The 19,725-nt window shown below is 44.5% G+C and carries 9 protein-coding genes; all 9 read right to left on the reverse strand.

From position 1 onward, the window contains the following. Positions 1-131: 131 nt before the first annotated feature. On the reverse strand, positions 132-2,876 hold the full coding sequence (locus tag BACINT_RS01550; RefSeq protein WP_007660069.1) for a two-component regulator propeller domain-containing protein: 2,745 nt from the start codon (positions 2,874-2,876) through the stop codon (positions 132-134). A 299-nt stretch (positions 2,877-3,175) separates the two neighbouring features. Continuing rightward, entirely contained in the window at positions 3,176-4,156 is a 981-nt protein-coding gene (locus BACINT_RS01555; RefSeq protein ID WP_007660071.1) for a glycoside hydrolase family 43 protein, read from the reverse strand. Positions 4,157-4,276: 120 nt separating this feature from the next. Further along, complete coding sequence (locus tag BACINT_RS01560; protein ID WP_007660072.1) at positions 4,277-7,372, reverse strand: glycoside hydrolase family 2 TIM barrel-domain containing protein; 3,096 nt, start codon at positions 7,370-7,372, stop codon at positions 4,277-4,279. A gap of 127 nt (positions 7,373-7,499) precedes the next feature. Then, entirely contained in the window at positions 7,500-9,431 is a 1,932-nt protein-coding gene (locus BACINT_RS01565) for an alpha-L-arabinofuranosidase C-terminal domain-containing protein (protein WP_007660073.1), read from the reverse strand. A gap of 9 nt (positions 9,432-9,440) precedes the next feature. Further along, on the reverse strand, positions 9,441-11,966 hold the full coding sequence (locus BACINT_RS01570; protein ID WP_007660074.1) for an alpha-L-arabinofuranosidase C-terminal domain-containing protein: 2,526 nt from the start codon (positions 11,964-11,966) through the stop codon (positions 9,441-9,443). A gap of 16 nt (positions 11,967-11,982) precedes the next feature. Next, positions 11,983-14,910 carry a glycoside hydrolase family 97 protein gene (locus BACINT_RS01575; RefSeq protein WP_007660075.1) on the reverse strand — a complete coding sequence of 976 codons (2,928 nt, stop codon included), beginning with the start codon at positions 14,908-14,910 and terminating at the stop codon, positions 11,983-11,985. 29 nt (positions 14,911-14,939) lie between these two features. Beyond that, entirely contained in the window at positions 14,940-16,829 is a 1,890-nt protein-coding gene (locus BACINT_RS01580) for a family 43 glycosylhydrolase (protein WP_085929997.1), read from the reverse strand. Between the two features lie 231 nt (positions 16,830-17,060). Then, positions 17,061-18,185, reverse strand: coding sequence for a glycoside hydrolase family 88/105 protein (locus BACINT_RS01585; RefSeq protein ID WP_007660077.1), 1,125 nt, complete (start codon positions 18,183-18,185; stop codon positions 17,061-17,063). Positions 18,186-18,434: 249 nt separating this feature from the next. Further along, positions 18,435-19,724 carry an alpha-l-rhamnosidase gene (locus BACINT_RS01590; protein WP_007660078.1) on the reverse strand — a complete coding sequence of 430 codons (1,290 nt, stop codon included), beginning with the start codon at positions 19,722-19,724 and terminating at the stop codon, positions 18,435-18,437. Position 19,725 lies beyond the last annotated feature (1 nt).

A 19,725-nucleotide genomic window follows, 5' to 3' on the forward strand; every position in this document is an offset into this window, starting at 1 on the left:
CATTCGTATGAAACACAATTAAATTTAAAGTTCTATATTACAATGAATTGGCAATTAATTCCTACGATTGCAAATAATCGTATGCAATACAAATACGATATTGCAAAGCCCCAAAAGAGAATACATCACAATTATTTTCCAGCAGGTTCAACCTGCTGCATATATTCATTGGGAGTAATACCGGTAGTATCTTTAAATGCGCGGAAAAAAGTAGTATACGAACTAAAACCACACAGTCCCGCCAATGCTTTCAGAGTATAACGATCTTTTTCATTAGAATTGACTAATCGCTTAAACTCATCAATACGATACTCATTGATAAAATCATAATAGCGTATCTTAAGATTTACATTGAAAATTTGCGAAAGTGTTTGAGCAGAAGTGCCTACTGCTTCCGCTACATGGGCTAGTTTTAGTTCCGGATTCAGGAAAGCCCGTTCTTGTTCCATATAATTTTTCAACTTACTAATTAAGGCTTGAGCTTCTTCTTCACTTATCTTTTTATTAAAACGGTATTTTTCTTCCTCATTATGGAGCGGTTTCATCTGAACAGTACTTTTCCCGGAATGCTTTTTCCAAATAACATAAATGACACCAGTTGCCATAACCACACTGAGAAGAACTCCCAGCCACAACCATGCAGATAAAGAAGAACGGATTCTTATCCGGAAACTCTGCATACAGTTCTCATCCATTTGCTTACGCACTTTAAAGGTATACTCTCCGGAAGGTAAATTAGAGAATTTGATTGAGTTTATACCTCTCAGTATTTTCCACTCTTTATCATATCCTTCTAATTGATATTCGTATATCATCAGCTCCGGAGCATCATAAGTAAGTGTAGCAAAAGTGATGTCTAAAGTATTTTGATCTTCAGGCAAGACTATAATACCTCTTTCTTCTATCAGTTCCTCATATTTACCCAGCATAGACACACCATTTACCAAAAAGTCAGAAATAACAGTAGGAGCAGACTGGGGAATAGAGTGGATATCAGCAAATACAATACCTTTGGCAGTAGCCAGCCAAATTGTATCTCCACATAATTGACCATCATTAGAATAGGGTTCCGGTAACCCTTCAGTAGAAGAAAATAGAGTGAAGTGACTGAGAGAGCTATCTCCCCTTACAACACCACGCGACCCGACAAACCAATAGTTATCATTCTTATCTTGTAAAACCTTTCGTATGGAATATCCCAGATAACCAGCATCTTCGGGAGTACACACATAGCGTAGATGACTAAAAATACTATCACAGATAAACGCCTTGTTTTTATTAAAGCAGAATAAGAAGTTACCTTGACGATTTTCCGTCATATAAGTCACCGGTGGCAATTCACGAAGTCCGGCTGGCAAGCTCTCGCTTGAAAAAGAGTCATCTTTAATATTTAGAAATTGCAATCCCTTATCAGTAGCTACCCAATATCTCTTCTTAGCATCTATATACAAGTAATTAACTTTATCATCGACCAGCGTTGAATTCAGGCTTGTGTATACTTTTTCAACCTTCAACTGTTCATTATAACAATGAAGTCCATCTAATGTCGTCATCCATAAACGTCCTTGATTGTCTATTGTAAAAGAATTCACAGTCAGATTAATATCAGTGAACCTTGAAATCTGCAAGGTTTGTCTATTCAGTTTATAAGCTCCTCCTCCTTTTGTTCCAATCAAAATATCATCATTAAACTTAATGAAAGTCGAAATCGCTCCGAAACTAAATCTTTCCGGAGAAGAAGGGAAGTACTCAATCTGCGACTTTGAATTGCAAATATAATAGAAGCCATTGGGAGTTCCTAAAAGTTTTACATCATCAACCAAATACAGGCAATCAAATGTTATATTACGTAGTTCCTGGTTTCTAATCCTATAAGAATGAAAAGCTTTATTACGAAATTGCAGATAATCTATTCCCGTATAGCGAGTACCTCCTATCCACAATACATTCAAATCATCCAACAACAGGCAAGATACCATATCTGAAGTCAGATATTCATCATTATCATTAGGCATGGTAGATATAGAATGAACAATTTCCTGTTCGGGAAGAGAAATAAAAGAAACGCCACTGCCTAAAGTTCCGCAGCATAATATTCCATCATGCAAAGAAAGAGCTGAAATACGATTATTCCCTACCATAGGGAGAAAAGATGAATATTTTCCCGAAAGCATATCAAACGCTACTACTCCGTGAGTAGTGGTACCTATATAAAGCTGTTTATCGTCGCCAACTATACATGAGAATTTTGATGTGAGCTTAGCTTCCTTGCCATAAACACGAATACTTCCAGTAGATAATGTGTAAGCAATAACTCCCTCAGGGGAAAGAAACCAAATATCTTTAGCAGTAGCATACGCACCTATAATTTGATTATACGCCGAAACTTCATCGGTAACCCGAAGATGTTCCATCTTTTGTTTTGTATCAATAATGTATATGCCGTTGGAAGTTCCCACATAAACCTTACCATTTATATAACACAAAGAACGAACCGGAAAATTAATTTCAGCATATATGCGAAGAAAAGTTCCTGATCTAACTTCGTACTTCCATAGTCCTTTATTCGTTCCTACCCAAAAATCATTATTTTCTATTTCTTTTATTACAAAGACTTTTTCTACCCATTCCGGAAAGTTAAAACATTTAAATCGCACACCATCAAAACGTTGAATTGTATTTAGAGTACCAAACCAGATAAATCCTTTTGAATCCTTCGTAATACAATTTACTTGCGGGTCCTGCAACCCACTTCCATTATCCAGATTCCGCACAACTGCTACATTTGCCTGTAAAGGAAAAACATGACATACCAAAAGTATCACAAAAACTATAAATTCTGCGATTTGCGTTTCTCCTCTTTTATGTATCTTCATATTTTCAGGTCACTTAGATTCTTCATGGCAAAATTAAGAATAAATCTGCTATTTCCACGATTTCATGAATCCTTTTAAAAGAAAAAGCGAAGCAATAAAAAAATAAAGCGGACATCTTTTCTACCTGAAAGAATGTCCGCCTCTTATAACAACTACCTACTGAAAACTGTGAACTTAAAAACTACCCTTTGTTTATTAATACCAATCTTATGTTAATCTATAACCTATTGTTGATGTTGCAAAGATAGAGTGAAATTTTTATTCAGTAGTAGCACAATTGTTTCATAAAAGGTGATAAATCAGTCAATTTTCAGTTTATCCCCCGATAAATCGACTTTAAACAGGTGCGGAATACGAATATACCGCCCGTTCACATCTTTATGACTATGAACAGACATCATCCACTCACCATCCAAAGTACAGAACAACATTCCATGTCCGAAGTTAGGCGGAGTGATCGGTTCTTTCTCTTGTATCCAGGGTCCATCCAGAGTTCCGCTTTCGGAATAGGCAACGCCCTGTGTATAATCCTGGAATACCCAGCTTGTCCATATCATGCCTAACCGGCCCGTACCTGTGCGGAAAAGCCATGGTCCGTCGGTTACACGGTTGGGCAATACCTTGTCCCCTATCTTCTCTCGGCTCCAAGGAGAATCACTGGCACGGAAAAGAATCTTTCCTTTGCCGATGGAACCGCTTAAATCGGGCTTTAATTCGATCTTTTCCATCGTACCGTTCCAGTTTTGCAGCCATTCGTGGCAATAGATCATATAAGGTTTGCCGTCACTGTCCACCCAGAATGTCCCATCAAGGGTAGGCATATTCTCGGGTAGGTAAGTGGGGTCTTTCATAGGTTTATAAGGGCCATCCGGTTTATCACTGACCAGGATGTGGCTGGCACGACGGGGGATGACGTTTCCTTTTACAGTATCAATCTTGATGGCGTTGTTCGTAAAAGTGGCGAAATAGTAATATTTTCCGTTGTATTCGTGCAGTTCGGCTGCCCAAATTTCGGGTTTAGAGCCCATCCAGGAGTCAGGATCAGTTTCTGCTACACGATAAGGACCTTCCCAACGGGCAAGGTCTTTGCTTTTCCAAAGGAGGCCGCCGGTACCGGTCATATAATAAGTAGAAGTTTTCTTATCAGCCAGTATGCAGGGGTCACTCAGGTGGATAGAATCGAGAGGGATGTTGGAACGGAAGCGGTTTGGGACCTTCTGCTGGGCAGATGCTAGGACAGAACACAAGGTAAATATAAACACCAATAATTCTTTTCTCATATTAGTTCTTTTAATATAATGAGGACAGATACGCAGACGACGCGGATAAGGCGGATCAACGCGGAATAATCATAAATCCGCGTTTGTCCGCTTCATCCGCGTCGTCCGCGTATCTATAACTTATTCAATTTCTATACCGTGTTGTACCGGAGTAAGAATGAATGTAAATTCATAGTCACCATAAGGCAACTGATATTGTGGCAACGGCCATGCACCCCAACTGTTCACACATCCTAAGCCCATCTGAGCCTTGTCGATGCAGAGATTTGTCAGGTTAGCCTCTTTCACTTCGGGAGAGTGGCTCTGACCTTTATCCCAACCATCGTCTAAAGACTCGATAGTATAGTGCAGGGCTGATGCGGAGAACGGAGCGTCAGCTACAATCTGCAAACCGCGTCCGGCATCGTTCAGTTGCTTCCACCAGCGGATATCGGTCTTCGTACCTGTTTCCTGCGGACGGATATAAGAATAGAATTGTTCATCTACACTTTGGCGATACAATCCCAGATCTGTACAATGATTACGGTCACTGTAGTTCTCTACCGGGCCACGGCCATAGTATTCTACAGTTTCAAAAGTCTTAGGCATCTGCATCTGCATACCGAAACGGAACATATGAGAAACTTTAGCCTGCGGATCGGCAGTCATCTTCTGAGTCACCTTTACAGCACCCTTGTTGTTGATTACATAAGTAAGATCCAGTTTGGCAGAAACATTCTTCATTTCGTATTCTGCACGTACCACTGTCTGATTGTCTACTGTCTCCCATTTGAAGGAAGTCAGCTTCAGACCCGGGTTCTTCCAGGCAGCGAATTTCTGTTGCAAACCTGCACCGAAATCATTGTCCGTAGGTGCACGCCAGAAGTTAGGTGCCAGTTCGGCATCTTCGTTCATCAATTCCGTGCCTGCTACGTTGTAGCGATTCAGGTAACCGGTATGTTTGTTGAATTCCAGACGGAAGTTATCACCGTTGATGATCAGATAACGCCAGTCGTTTTCCTGGATTTGAGGAGCAACGGTAGGAGTATTCACAACTTCCACATTCTTCAGGTCCATAGCAGGAGCCTTGTAGGGGTTCAGTACAAGCTGGTCTTTGGCTACGGCATATCCGGCGGGAAGCAGACCTTCGCGGTTCTTCAGGCGATAAGTTACATTCAACAACCATTCTTTGCATTCGCAGGTTTTGCCGATGTTCAATTTCACTTTGGCAGTCTGCTGCGGAGCTACGTTGAGGTCTTCTACACGACCGGTACGAATTACTTTACCGTTAGCAAGCAATTGCCAATCCAGATAGTAAGCGGAAAGGTCACGGAAGAAGTTTTCGTTGTACACATTCACTTCGCCGTTCTTCAGGTCAGCAGGAGTTGTCCAGATGTTCTGATAATAGTAACCCACTTCGTACATGTGCGGATTGGGAACACGGTCGGGACTGATCAGACCATTATCGCAGAAGTTCTTGTCGGAACCGTCGTAACGGTTGAAGTCACCGCCATAAGCGTAGATAGTTACACCGTCTTTGCCTTTCCAACGAACGGACTGGTCTACGAAGTCCCAGATGAAACCGCCTTGCAGGTTAGGATATTTACGGATCAGATCCCAATATTCTTTGAAACCGCCCTGTGAGTTACCCATAGCGTGGGCATATTCACACTGGATAAGAGGCTTCTTGGCATCTGTACGCTGGCCATATCTTTCCATGTGCTTGTAATCGGCATACATGGGGCAGTCGATGTCGGTAAATTCGTTTCCGTGCGCCTGTTCGTATTGTACGGCACGGCTGGAATCTTCATTCTTGATCCAACGGTAGCAAGCTTCAAAATTAGGTCCGAAACCGGCTTCGTTACCCAATGACCAGAAAATAATGCTGGGATGATTGAAGCCGCGTTGTACGTTGCGCTGGTTACGTTCCATGTGAGCTTTGGCATAGTCGGTGCGTTTAGCCAGTGTCTTTTCACGATAACCCATACCGTGTGATTCGACATTAGCCTCAGCCACTACATACAAACCGTATTGGTCGCAAAGGTCGTACCACAGATTGTCATCAGGATAGTGACAGGTACGCACAGCGTTGATATTAAATTTCTTCATGACCTGGATATCCTGGATCATGCGTTCGGGAGATACGACATAACCACCATCCGGATCAATTTCATGACGGTCGGCACCTTTGAAGAGAACGGCCTGACCGTTTACTAATATCTGGTCACCTTTCAATTCAATCTTACGGAAGCCTACCTTTACGGGGATTACTTCGTTGCTGCCTTGCAAAGTGGCACGCAGTGTATAGAGGTAAGGAGTTTCGGCTGTCCATTTATGAGGATTTTCCACATTCATCAGAATGGTACCGCTACCTTTGGCTGTTTCCGTAGCTACTGCCTTGCCGGTAGCATCCAGTAATTCCAGATTTACGTTACCGCTGCCTTTCAGGTCGAGCGTCACACGCAGAGAACCATTTTTGTATGCCTCGTCCAGATCGGGAGTAATACGGATGTCCTGAATACGTTTCTTGTTGCGGGCATAGAGGTAGCAATCACGTCCCACGCCACTGTAACGGAAGAAGTCCTGGTCTTCCAGGTAGGTTCCATCACACCAGCGAAATACCTGGAAAGCGATAAGATTCGTTTGTCCGGGTTTCAAATAAGGAGTCAGATCGAATTCAGCTTCGAGCTTGCTGTCTTCGCTATAACCTACATAACGGCCATTTACCCAGAGATACATGTTGGAGGTTACAGAACCGAAATGAGCGATAATGTCTTTCCCTTTCCAGTCGGCGGGAACAATGATCTCACGACGGTAAGAACCTACATGATTGTTCTCTGTAGGAACTTCAGGAGGGTTGTTCTGGAACTGATTACGCCAAGCATAGCCAGTGTTTACATAAATAGGATCGCCATAACCATTCAATTCCCACACAGCGGGAACTTGCAGATTATTCCAGCCTTTGTCATTGAAACCTACTTTCCAGAAGTCGGTAGGACGCTGGTCTGCATTGCGTACCCAAGAGAATTTCCAGGTACCGTTCAAAGTCATGTAATTAGTAGATTGGTCTTTCTTGCCTTGCATGGCGGCATCTGCCGATTCATAGGCAAAGTAATTAGTGTGCATGGGAGCACGGTTCACGGCATTGATCTCCGGATCAAGCCACTCTTTAAAGGACTGTGCATTTGCAGTCAGAGCCAGGGCTGCAAAGAGTCCGGTAATAAGATGTTTCTTCATGGATATAAAATTAGTATGTTTGTAGCGGTACGAAGAATATTTTCTGCATACCGCTACAAAGATAGGGTGAATGAACTTTTTTTAGGGGGAATAATAGTTCAAAAAAGGGGGAATAGAGTTCAAAGAGCTACTGTATCCGGTACACTCCGAACGAACGTGGTTCAAGTTTCAGTTTCAGAGATTGCCCTTCTACCTGTACCGGACGTACACGGGGAACAATCGCTTCCTGATCCAGCGTATTTACTGTGCGCCAATTGTCATTCTGTAAGTAAGTGCAGGAACCGGCAACCAACTGACGTTTCTTCAAACCATTGAAATCGATCTGAACATCGGCAGGCTTACTGCTTGCATTCACCAGTTTCAGGATGATTTCTCCGGTAGGTGCATTCAGTGCAGCTGTTGCATAGAGGCTGTCCTGCCCCACTACTGCTTTGCCATCCATCTTCAGGCTGAGTACATCGGTACCGGCATTCATGCCGTACATCTGCTGAACGTAATAGTTCGGTGTGCGCATCATGCGCAGGTTATCGAACCAGATCAGGTCCGGATTCCACTGCCAAGCGTCTACGTGAGCAAACAACGGCGCATAAGTAGCCAGATGAACAACATCCGCATTCCGCTCCAGTCCCGTCATAAAGGCAGCTTCGGAAAGGGCGGCGAGGAAGTTGTTATCCTTCTTCGTGGAATGATCGTGTGAAGCATATTCCCCGGCGAAAACCTTCGGACCTTTACGGTCGTAATTGTCATAGCGTGACGCATTGCCAAAGAACCAATCAGGATTCATGTAGTAGTGTTCGTCCACCAGGTCTACACCGATACGCTTCATTTCGGGCCATAGATAATCGAATTTATCACCGCTGGCACTCGGGCCGGAGCTACCTACAACCTTCACATCAGGATATTTCGCACGGATAGCTTTTGTGAAAGCTTCCAAACGTTCTACATAAACCTTGTCCCACTGTTCATTACCGATACCGATCATCTTCAGATTGAAGGGTTCGGGATGTCCCATATCGGCACGCACTTTTCCCCACTTGGAAGTAACAGGGCCGTTGGCAAATTCAATCAGGTCGAGTGCATCCTGTATGTACGGATCGAGTGCATCCATCGGAACCACTTCGTTGCTTTCGTACTGGCAGGAGAGCCCGCAGCTGATTACCGGAAGAGGTTCTGCACCGAGGTCCTCGCTCAACAGGAAGTATTCGAAGTAACCAAGTCCCAAAGTCTGGAAATAGTCAGGGAAGGCTTTATGTTTGAAGGTGTAGTTCCAGCGGTTTTCATTCAGAGGGCGGTTTTCAACAGGGCCTACGGAATTCTTCCACTGGTAACGGGTTTCAAGACTGTTACCCTCGATGATACAACCACCGGGGAAACGGAATACGCCCGGGTTAAGGTCATAAAGGGCTTGTGCGAGGTCGGCACGCAGACCATTCTCACGTCCTTTCCAAGTATTCACAGGGAACAGGGAGATATGATCCATATCCACCGTACCACGTGTTTCGAGGACGATACGCAGGCGGGCATGAGCATCTGTGAAAGGAGATTTCAGCACCGCCGTCAGCTTTTGCCAGTTATTGCCGCTGACTTCGATTTCTTTCTTCAACAGATTCTGTGCATTGGAGTTGACAAGCTCGATGGAGAGCTTCATCGGCTTCGCATCCGGCGTGCGGGCATAAACGGAGAAACGATATTCTTCACCTTGCTTCACACCGATGCCGCGGTAACCTTCATTATCCAGTCCGGCGCGCAGCAGACGACCATCGTTCACTACGCGTACATAGTGAGGATTGCGGTCAAAACAAGGATTTGCATCCTGAACGGTTACATTACCGAAAGGCACCCAACCCACGAAAGGTTGTGGGAATTCAAACGAACGGTTCTTTACCAGTTCGGCATACAGACCGCCATCGGCACCGAAGTTGATATCTTCGAAAAAGATGCCATACATTTCAGGTTGTATCTTTGCCGTCGGTTTGGAAACGTCGACGGTCATTACATGTTGTTGTGCCTGCATGCTCAAAGCAAGAGACAAAGCAAAAAGGGCAGTTAACTTTCTCATTATTATATCTTATTTTTTCTTTTCAATATTCTGATGGATACGTATCACTGTAAACGAATAAGCAGGCATAGAGTAAGAAAAGTCATTTCCTTCTACCTTGAAATCAGAAGAAGCAGGTTTAGCTCCTCTGTCTTTCGGATCACCTGTCAATATCGTTTTTGTAGCCGAAGGATTTACCAAAGTAACCCCGTCCAACTTCACCTGGGAAGAAACTTCTACCGGAAGCATATTCACTAACTTCACGATATAATCTCCGGTATTAGCGTCTTTCACAACTGATACTCCGACACGTTTCTTCACGGCATCCCAACCATTATTCAGTTTTACCGTAGAAGACAAGTATTCGGTACCGGCATTCTGACCATACATCTGTTGGGTATAGTAGCCTACTGTGGGTTTTACTTCCGCATTATTAAAGTAGATTAAATCCGGATTCCATTGTCTATGGCCTTCTTTAGCCAATAGAGGAGCATAGGAAGTCATTTCTACCACATCACCGTTACGTTCTACGGCAGTCAGGTAGAGAGCTTCGGCAAGTGCAGTTTCTACATTATTGGGGCGTCCCGGCAGGTGAGCGGCGTATTCGCCCAAGTAAACTTTCGCTTTGCTACGGTCATAATAATCGTAATATTCCTGATTGTGGATCATCCAACCCGGTTCTACATAGTAGTGTTCATCTACCATCGGTACCCCCAGTTCAGTAGCAAGATCCCAACCTACTTCATAATCCGTACCTTCATAGAACGGACCGGTAGTACCAATCACGGTAACTTCAGGATATTTTGCTTTTACGGCATCAAATATCATCTTAAAGCGTTCCACGAAGACAGGTGTAATCATGTCCTCATTACCAATACCGATGAACTTCAGGTTGAATGGTTTCGGATGTCCGGCTTCCGCACGCTTCTTACCCCACACGGTTTTGCGGGCATCTCCGTTGGCATATTCTATCAGGTCGAGAACATCTTGGATGTACTGATCCATTTCTTCCATCGGAATACCACCCTGCTGTCCCATGCAAGTCAGTTCATCCTTGGAATGGTGGGCGCAGGTACCGGAGTTCTGACAAGGTACACCGGCTGCAAGCACAGGTACGGGCTCCGCACCCATATCTTCACAGAACAAGAAGTATTCGTGGTATCCCAGACCGCGTGTCTGATGGTATCCCCAAAGATTGCGGAGCGGCTTACGGGCTTCCAACGGACCGATAGAGCCTTTCCAATCATAAATATTATCTATTCCATCGCCATGAGCCACACAACCACCGGGGAAACGTACGAAACGGGGATGCAGGTCGGCAAGCGTTTGTGCCAGATCGGCACGAAGTCCGTTTTTACGGCCTTTGAAGGTCTTTTGCGGAAAGAGGGAAATCATATCCAGCGCATACTTGCTGACAGCCTGGGGAACAATAGACAGAGATGCAGCAGCCGCATCACTTGTGGCTGTCAAGACTGCTTTCTGTTGTTTCCAATCTTTAGATGTTATGTTTACGACAGTTTGTGCTATAATTGTTCCATCTTTATCAACCAAGTTCACAAGTACTTTGCCTCCTTTACCCTCAAGTACTTTACCAAAGAGTGAGAAGTCATATTTCTCGCCTTTCTTCAAGGCTATGCCGTCGAAACCAGCATTCACCAATGCTGTTTGTTCAGCTGCATTCACATCGAAAACAGCATAATGGGAGTTATTAGGATGAATAGGATTTTCCGTTGCAATGCTCAATGTAGCATCACTGCCCTGAACACTCCAGGAGTGAGTAGTATTCCAGTTCTGATCGTTACCACGATCCGTCGGGGTATACTCAAAGTCGCGGTTCTGAACCAGTTCGGCATACAAGCCGCCGTCCGCTCCATAGTTGATATCCTCAAAAAAGATACCAATCAGATGCTTGCTGATCTCTTTCGCCTGACCTGCATTCACCTGGATAGTAGCCTCTACAGGCTTGAGGTTGGCAAAACGTACAGGGTCTTGCTCGGTACGTTCAGCGTTCAGTGACTGGCGGTATTTCTTATGTTCGGCATAGCGGATGATCTGCTGCACGGTAGTATAAGGAACTTCCTGCACCCAGCCTTCTTCTTCAGAACCATTCACCAATACCTTCTTCTGAGTGGTGGGATACACATCTTTGGGTTCATACTTGCTACGTTCTTCGGGAGAGAAATAACTCTGTGCTTCCCACTTCTGCAAGTCGGGAGAGGTTACATAGGCAAGTGCCTTACCGGTATTCGTAGTTTCCCAGATGCAATGCCACTTGCCATCAGCACGGGTTTGCATCAAATGGGGCTTGAACATAGTCTTTGCCCGTCCCCACGGACCAAAGTCGGAATTCACATAGGCAAATCCATTAGCTACGCTAAACCACTTCTCTCCGTCGGGACTCCAAGCAAACTTCAGGCCGCTGCGTCCATCACGGTTCGAATAGGAAAAAAGGTACACCTGATTCGGTTCATTCGTCACGCCCTCCACCTTTGCCTGCACAGGGAAGACAAAAGACAGAAGTAAACATACACTTAAAAATCTAATCAATCTGTTCATGGTATTATTTATCGGGTTATTTGTTTTTCCAGTACTTTCTCAGCTTCTCAGCCTCTTTCTTAGTGATGTGGATTACTGCTCCATGTTTCGGTGACGAGAAGTTAGTCGCCTTCATCACACCTTCATTGAAGTGTCCCAGATCTTTGAAGTTCACAAAATCAGTGGTTTCACTGAAACCGAAATTATGAGGATTGATACCATAGATGTCATACATTACCACCCATTTGTCTTCGCCAATGCGCTTCCACATGTTAGGAGCTTCGCAGGCTTTCGGCTCCGGATCTACCCATTCCGGCAGGTAAGTATATCCACGGTTGATATATTTCGAAACGGCTTGTTTGATGCCCGGTGTTCCGTCGTGAGCGACGTAGAACATGTGATACTTATCACCTACTTTCGTGATATCAGCATCGATAGCTGATTTGGTAGCATCGGGATATTGGAACAACAAGCGGGGTTCTGTTTCCAGACCGTCGAAGTCTTCGTTTACATAAGCATAGTACAGCATATTCCGTGCATTGCCCATGCGCATGGTGAAGTAGATCATTATTCTGCCTGCATGTTCATCGTAGACCAGTTCAGGTGCCCAAGCACAACCGATCTCATCATATCCGGGGAAAGTCTTGTCAATACGGACCACATGGTGTGTCCAGTTTACAAGGTCTTTTGATTTCATCAGGACAAAACCACGGTTGTTGCCCCAGCCGTATTTGGCTCCATCACGCTCCCACTCGGTGTTGCGCAGACCTTTCTGCTGGGCAAAGATGTGCAGGTCGGTCATGGCAATGTAGAAAGTACCATCCGGTGCACGATAGATATGCGGATCACGGATACCTTTCTGTTCGGCAATCGTATCACCGGCAATAATGGGCTGACCGTTATTTACATCCGTAAATGTATATCCGTCATCACTGACTGCGAAATATAAACTATGTGTATCATCTTTGAAATAGGTAAACAGATAGGCTCCCATTTCCTTTTCATTCGTTTTCCAATCCTGAACCAGTACGGCACCACCTTGCGGTTGGAGGGTCAGTTGGAATTTGCCGTCAGCTTTCAGTTTCAGAGTTTGCAACTGAGGTTGCAGTTCTTTATCATCATTATAGAATGAAAGAGTCTGTCCTGCCAGCATAGGCAATTCGAGTTTCAGTTTCAGCACTTCTTTTGTACCGTTAACAGCCGCTACATACCATTGCTTACCGTGACGACGTGCAACGACTGCATATTTTCCAGGATAACCATCAATAAAGCGTGTTTCATCCCATGTAGTAGGCACCTGTTTCATAAAGTCCAGGCAAACTTGCGGGGCATCTGTCAGATTGTTGGGTGCCAAAGCATAATTCTGAATAGGGTTCTGGAACAATACAGCTGTTGCTAACTGGAATACATCCGTCGTGCGACGGGTAGTTCCGCCATTGTTTCCCCGGTTCAAACGCTTGTTCAGGAAAGTACCGCCAAATTCCATGCAGCCTACCGCATTACGGATAAAGGGATGCAGGCAGGCATTGAAAGCTTCTTCATCACAGAAATGTTGATTGAAAATCAGATTCTCGGAAGCCAGTACCGCTTCGCTGCCTACATAGTTGGGATACATCCGCTCCCATCCGCGAGGCACTGTACAGCCGTGGAAGATTACCATCAGACCATGATCGTCAGCATCACTCAGAATACCTTCGTACAAACGCATGGTTTCCTGTTTGTCTCCACCGAAGAAATCTACCTTGATACCTTTCACACCCTGCTCCTGAAGCCATTTCATTTCACGCTTGCGGATAATCGGATCATCCATCATATTGACGGGACCTTGCTCGATATCATTCCAATAACCGCTTGAACTGTACCACAGGAATACATCTACTCCCTTGCCTTGTGCATAGTCGATGAGGGATTCCATACGCTTATGGCCGATTTTCGTATCCCACCAGTTGTCAATCAACACGTATTCATACCCCATTGCAGCAGCCAGATCAACATAACGCACCTGGTCATCATAATTAATACTACCGTCCTGCCAAAGTATCCAGCTCCAGGTACCACGCCCCATCTGATAATCATGTTCCGTCTCATACAGCGGTTCCACTACATCCCAGATAACAGTGGTTTCTACAATAGACTTCAATGTCTCACCTACCGTAATCGTACGCCAAGGGGTAGAACCCGGTAAAGCGAAAGCGGGGGCAACTGTTCCGTTACCATTATTCTCTTCAGCCATCGGAAAAGCTACCGTATACAGATTTCCTTCTGTTACATCGCTCAGGCGCGAACCGCAATAGCGACTGTCTACTCCTGTCTCACTGACAAGCACCCAGCCATTATCTCCTACGCGGAACAGGCAGGGGAAAGTATATCCGTGTCCGTATTGCGAACGGACATCCATCGGGGCATCCGCCTTATATTCTTCTTCATAACTCGGTTTTGTCCGCTTCCAGCCTATCATGGCGTCACTTTGCGGACACATGAAGGTAGTAGTCTGTTCAGGAAAACGAAAACCGGTTGCTTCGCTGTTCACAACAAGGCTTCCCCGTTCGCCCTGGCGGGGCAACGTATAGCGGAAAGCAACGTCATTATTGCTCACACGGAAGATTACGTCCATCTTCTGCCCTTTTGCATTGACAAAGGCACATACCAGTTCATTGGCCTGATAATGTATCTTGGAAGCTTTGATACGCGATTGCGTGTAAACGGTATCAATTTTCCTTTCTTCATGCCCGGTCAGTTTCATTGCTTTCGCAAAGTCTCCCACATTGGTCTCCAGACCCAACGGAGATGATTCCAGCATCTGTTTCCCGTTATAGGCGAGAGAATACAATGCTTCCTTCCCTTCCGGGCACGAAACGGTTAGTTGCAATTTACCGTCAGGTCCGTTGACGGTAACATTTTGTGCTGTCAGCGGTAAGGCTACCACCATACATAAAAAAGCTAATCCCTTCAGTTTGTTTCTCATGATCAAATAATTATTTCAATTGTCAACTGTCAATTGTTTGTTATTACCCGTTTAATCGTTCCGTCTTCATTGAATTCCATACGGTCAATGCATACTTCCCGATGCGTACCCGGACCATCTTTCAGGAAGTTCTTATTAATACGATGATAAACGATATACCACTCATCCGTACCCGGAATTTGTAACACTGCATTGTGTGCAGGACCGTAGATTTGTTTCTCCGGATTCTGAATCAGTACAATCGGATCTTTAGCTACCTCAATAGGTCCAAGCGGCGATTTAGATGTGCCGTAAGCCACGTGGTAGTTGGGTGAGCCAGTGTCATCTACCGACCACATAAAATAATAAAGTCCGTTACGGTAAAATACATAAGGAGCTTCACGGAATGCATAATCCTGCAAGGTTCCTCCTTCGGGAGTCATTACCGTAAGTGTTTTCTTCTTGATGGAAATCATGTCTTTGTTCAGTTCGGCGCCGGCCATGTAGCCATTTCCCCAATACAGATAAGGTTTACCGGATACAGGATCGGTGAAGACATCCACGTCTATCTGCTGTCCGTGTCCTACGGGAGAGTCTGTAATGATGGGCTGTCCCAGATCGGTAAACGGTCCGACAGGTGAGTCGGCCATTGCTACGCCGATTTGCTTTCCTCCGCCTTTGGCGGGATTGCCGCTATAATAAAAGAAGTACTTGTATTCTCCCTTGATGAGTTTTTCCTCAATACACGGTGCCCAGGCATTTCCATTCGCCCAAGGTACCTGTTCGGATTTCAAATCCAGCATAACGCCTTCATAGTTCCAGTTCTTCAGGTCGGTTGAAGAAAAAACAGTGAAATACCATCCACCCCAACCGGGTTGTCCGTCTGTTGTGGAATAGATATAATATTTCTTTGTCTTGTTTGAGTATAAGATTTCAGGGTCGGCATGAAATCCGGGCAATACAGGATTGTTCGGTATTGCCCCCAATTCGACAGGCTTGCCCCATTTATCCGTGATACGGATCAATTCATCGCGTGTGATAGGAATAATCGTTCCGTGGCGGGGATGGAAGTTCATCTTCACCTCACTGTCTATCACTTTGAAGTTCTTCAGGTCGGTAGTTTCCGTAAACTGATATTTGCCTTTCATGTATACATCATACATTAATATATACTTATCCTGATTTATCAGTTTAAATGTGCCGGCACCTTCCACAGCATCCTTTGTTTGCTGCTTGTAATCCGGTTCTTCTTTCCACTGGCCGGAAGTCAGTGAACGGGTGGTTGCCACTTTAATGCCGTTTCCATGTCCTTCTGTCTTATAGAACAGGTGGAAAACACCGTCTTTATAGACAATATCCCCGTCGATACATGATTTCTTATTCTCCGGAATGAAGAGTGGCTTCGGTTCACCAATCAGATCTGTAAAGTCGTCATTGGCATACGCATAGTAGATGATATCGGCTCCACCGGCATACTGCATAGACCAGTACACCATATATTTTCCGGCTTCAGGGTCGAAAACCGTCTGCGGTGCCCAAACACGTTTCAGCTTTTCCTGTCCTTTATAGCGTTTCTGCATGTTGATGATGGAATGCGTCCAGTTTACAAGGTCATTGGACTTCAGCAGCACCATCGCACGGTTTGAATCCCAACCATTGTCAGATACCATATCTGTCACCACCATATAAAAGGTATGACCATCCTGACTTCTCAGAATATGCGGATCGCGCACACCACCGGTCGAACTGATCACTTTCGAATCAAGAACGGGCTTACCGTCATTCAGCGCCCAATATGTATATCCATCCATACTTACGGCATAACATACAGCTTCTTCACTGATGTGGTTACCTGTAAAGTAGGTAAACAAATAAGCCACATAATCTTTTTCAACGATAGGATGTTGTTGGGAAAAAGAAGGCAATGTCATTGCCAACATTAAACTAATAGCAACTGCAAAATGTCTCATAGTATTCCTCATAAAATTCACGTTAGTTATTGGGTGTCAAAAATACACATAAAAAAGGAAATATACTACTACGAATCATGCAAAAAGGGAATAATTTTGTGTCATTTCATTAAAAAACAAAGATTTACCCACTTATCTATAAAAAAATGGAGTTTGTCGGCAAAACAAACTCCATTTCGTATTTCAATTAAAAACGAATGTTCAATCCAAGAAACGTACCATTTCACAAGCAGCCAATAAGAATGCTCCCACTCCAAAGTTAGCTGTTGAATTGGCATCTACCACCTGCCCCGGAATTGCCTTTTCTCCGATAGGCTGCACATAACCGATACGTCCATCCGGCTGTAAAGCAACAGTCGTTAGATATTTCCAGGCTTTTTCTACTACAGGCTGATAAGTAGCCTTATCCAAAAGGCCGTTATTCATACCCCACAGCAGACCATAGGTAAAGAAAGCAGTGCCACTGGTTTCCGGTCCGGGTGCATGTTCCGGATCAAGCAAACTCCGTGTCCAGTATCCTTCCGGTTGTTGACAGGCAGCCACAGCTTTTGCCATTGTCTGAAAACGATCTATATATTCCTGACGGTATTTATCTGTTTCAGGTAAATCCTTTAATACTTTAGCCAGTGCCGCAAGCACCCAGCCGTCTCCGCGTGCCCAAAAGTCTTTCTTACCGTTCGCACTTTTATGTTTGGGATAGATATATTTCCCGTCACGGTAATACAGGGCATCTTCGGGATCATACATCAAGCTATCGGCAAATACCCAATATTCATGCAGTTTGTCCAGATAAAGCGGATTACCGGTTATCTTATATAGTTTAGTCATAACGGGCATCACCATATAGAGTCCATCGGCCCACCACCAATAATCGTTCTTATCCGTACTCATCTGATATTCCATCACTTCGCGGGCACGGGCTATTTTCTGAGTATCCGGCTCTATGTTATATAAATCTGCATACGTCTGGAAGCAAATCTGGTAATCACCGAAAAGCACATACTCATTACTTTCACCGTAGCTGTATTTCCACTCGGCTTTATTGTCCGATTTGGCGCCTTTCCATTCATTGTGCTCTGCCCAAGCCTTGGAATAATCCATGAAAGCAGTATCTCCAGTCAGGAAGAACGCTTCCATATTACCTGTATGATAGGCGGCATTGTCCCAGAATGAACGCCCATGCTTCGGATTCTGTTCCTGCCAATAGTTATTCACTTTATAAATAATATCCACAACTTCTTTAGCCTCATCTTTTGGAGCCGCACAAGCCAACAGCCCACTCAGACAAAAAGCTAAAAGTATCACATTTCCCAAAAATGTTTTCATATATTTTTCTTTTTTTACTTAATTACTATACCACTCGTTATTATTCATAAAGGAAGACAAATTCAGATCTACTGAGTACCTCCTTGAAATTGTGTCCCGGAGTGAACCCTATTCAGTCGTATACTGAATGCCATTCAGTCGTATACTTAACCCTATTCAGTCGTAACCTCATTATCCCCCTCCCAGAAGGCATTCTGAGTAAGGATTAAAGGGAGCCTGCCACTATAGTAAATTATATATGCACAAAAATTAATTATTCACTTCCAGCACATATACCGGTTGAGGAGCAAATTCAACCATACGTTCACCATCACCTTGTTTAGTATGCTGCACAAAAAGATGGAGCCGGCGTTTCTGCTTCCATAGTTCCGTGTCATGCGAGGGTTCCCAGGCGTCTACCGCAAAGTCTGTCAGGTCTGTAATAGTCCATTTTCCAGTTCCCACAGCCTGAGCATGTGCCATCGACACTCTACTTCCCCGTTCTTCATCACGGAAGATGTAGAATATCTCGCCACCATCCACCACGATACGCGGGCGGGCAATTGGAATCATCTTTGTACCACCACCTTTCAGAGAAAAAGGAGTATGACGATCGGAAACCTGGCGATTCTGCCACATTTGTCCATCGTGCCACACAATACGGTATTGCGGAACATCACTATCAGGATCGCGCCAATACGTGGCAATATAAGGATTACCACTTGCATCTGCACTCATACTGGTCTGGTTGATGAGTTCTGAGTTTTGTGGAATACGGCAGGCATACTCTGCATTATTGTAACGAATAGGCAAATCATATTTCTTGCCATTCGCCTTATACCACGTGACACCGTTATCATAGGAGCGGGCATAACAAAGATCATGATTAGTCTCCACATGCCATGTTTCGCGCCATACCCACGACAGGTGTATGGTTCCCTGCTCATCTACATAAAGCTGCCAGTAGGCATTCCGCTGATCTTCACCATCTATCAGGACATCTTGTACGCGATACCATTTTTTCTCTTTCACAGAATAGCGGTTCATCACCAGATTTCCCCTGCCGGAAGAACCGGAACGATAAACAAACAACAGATCGCCTCCATTCAACGGATAGAACTCCGGATAAGTCACATTTCCCTCATCCACTCCGGTCATAGGCTCTTTATCACCCAGTTCCAGAGTATATGGAGCAGTGCTGCGACAATAATTCAGTTTATGTCCGTGATGGTCAAATGACAGATGCAAATAACCATCTCCGTCCAGCATCATGCTGATTATATTATGGGCATCCTTTACATTTCCCTTGTATTGTGTCCGTTGTAACGTCCATTGGTCAGAATTCAACTTCCGTTTGCCGAGCACCAGATAACCGTCCCCGTCATAATAACTTATATACTGTTCATCTCCTTGTGTCACAAGCGAGTTGTTCCTGAATACAGTCGTATTGACTGACGTTTGGCTATATCCGTTCCCCACTTCCACAAGACGGGACTGTTGCGCCCGGAGAGTGGAAAATACCAGGAGAATCAGAAAGAAAAAAAGAATGCGTTTATTCATA

Source organism: Bacteroides intestinalis DSM 17393 (assembly GCF_000172175.1).
GTDB lineage: Bacteria > Bacteroidota > Bacteroidia > Bacteroidales > Bacteroidaceae > Bacteroides > Bacteroides intestinalis.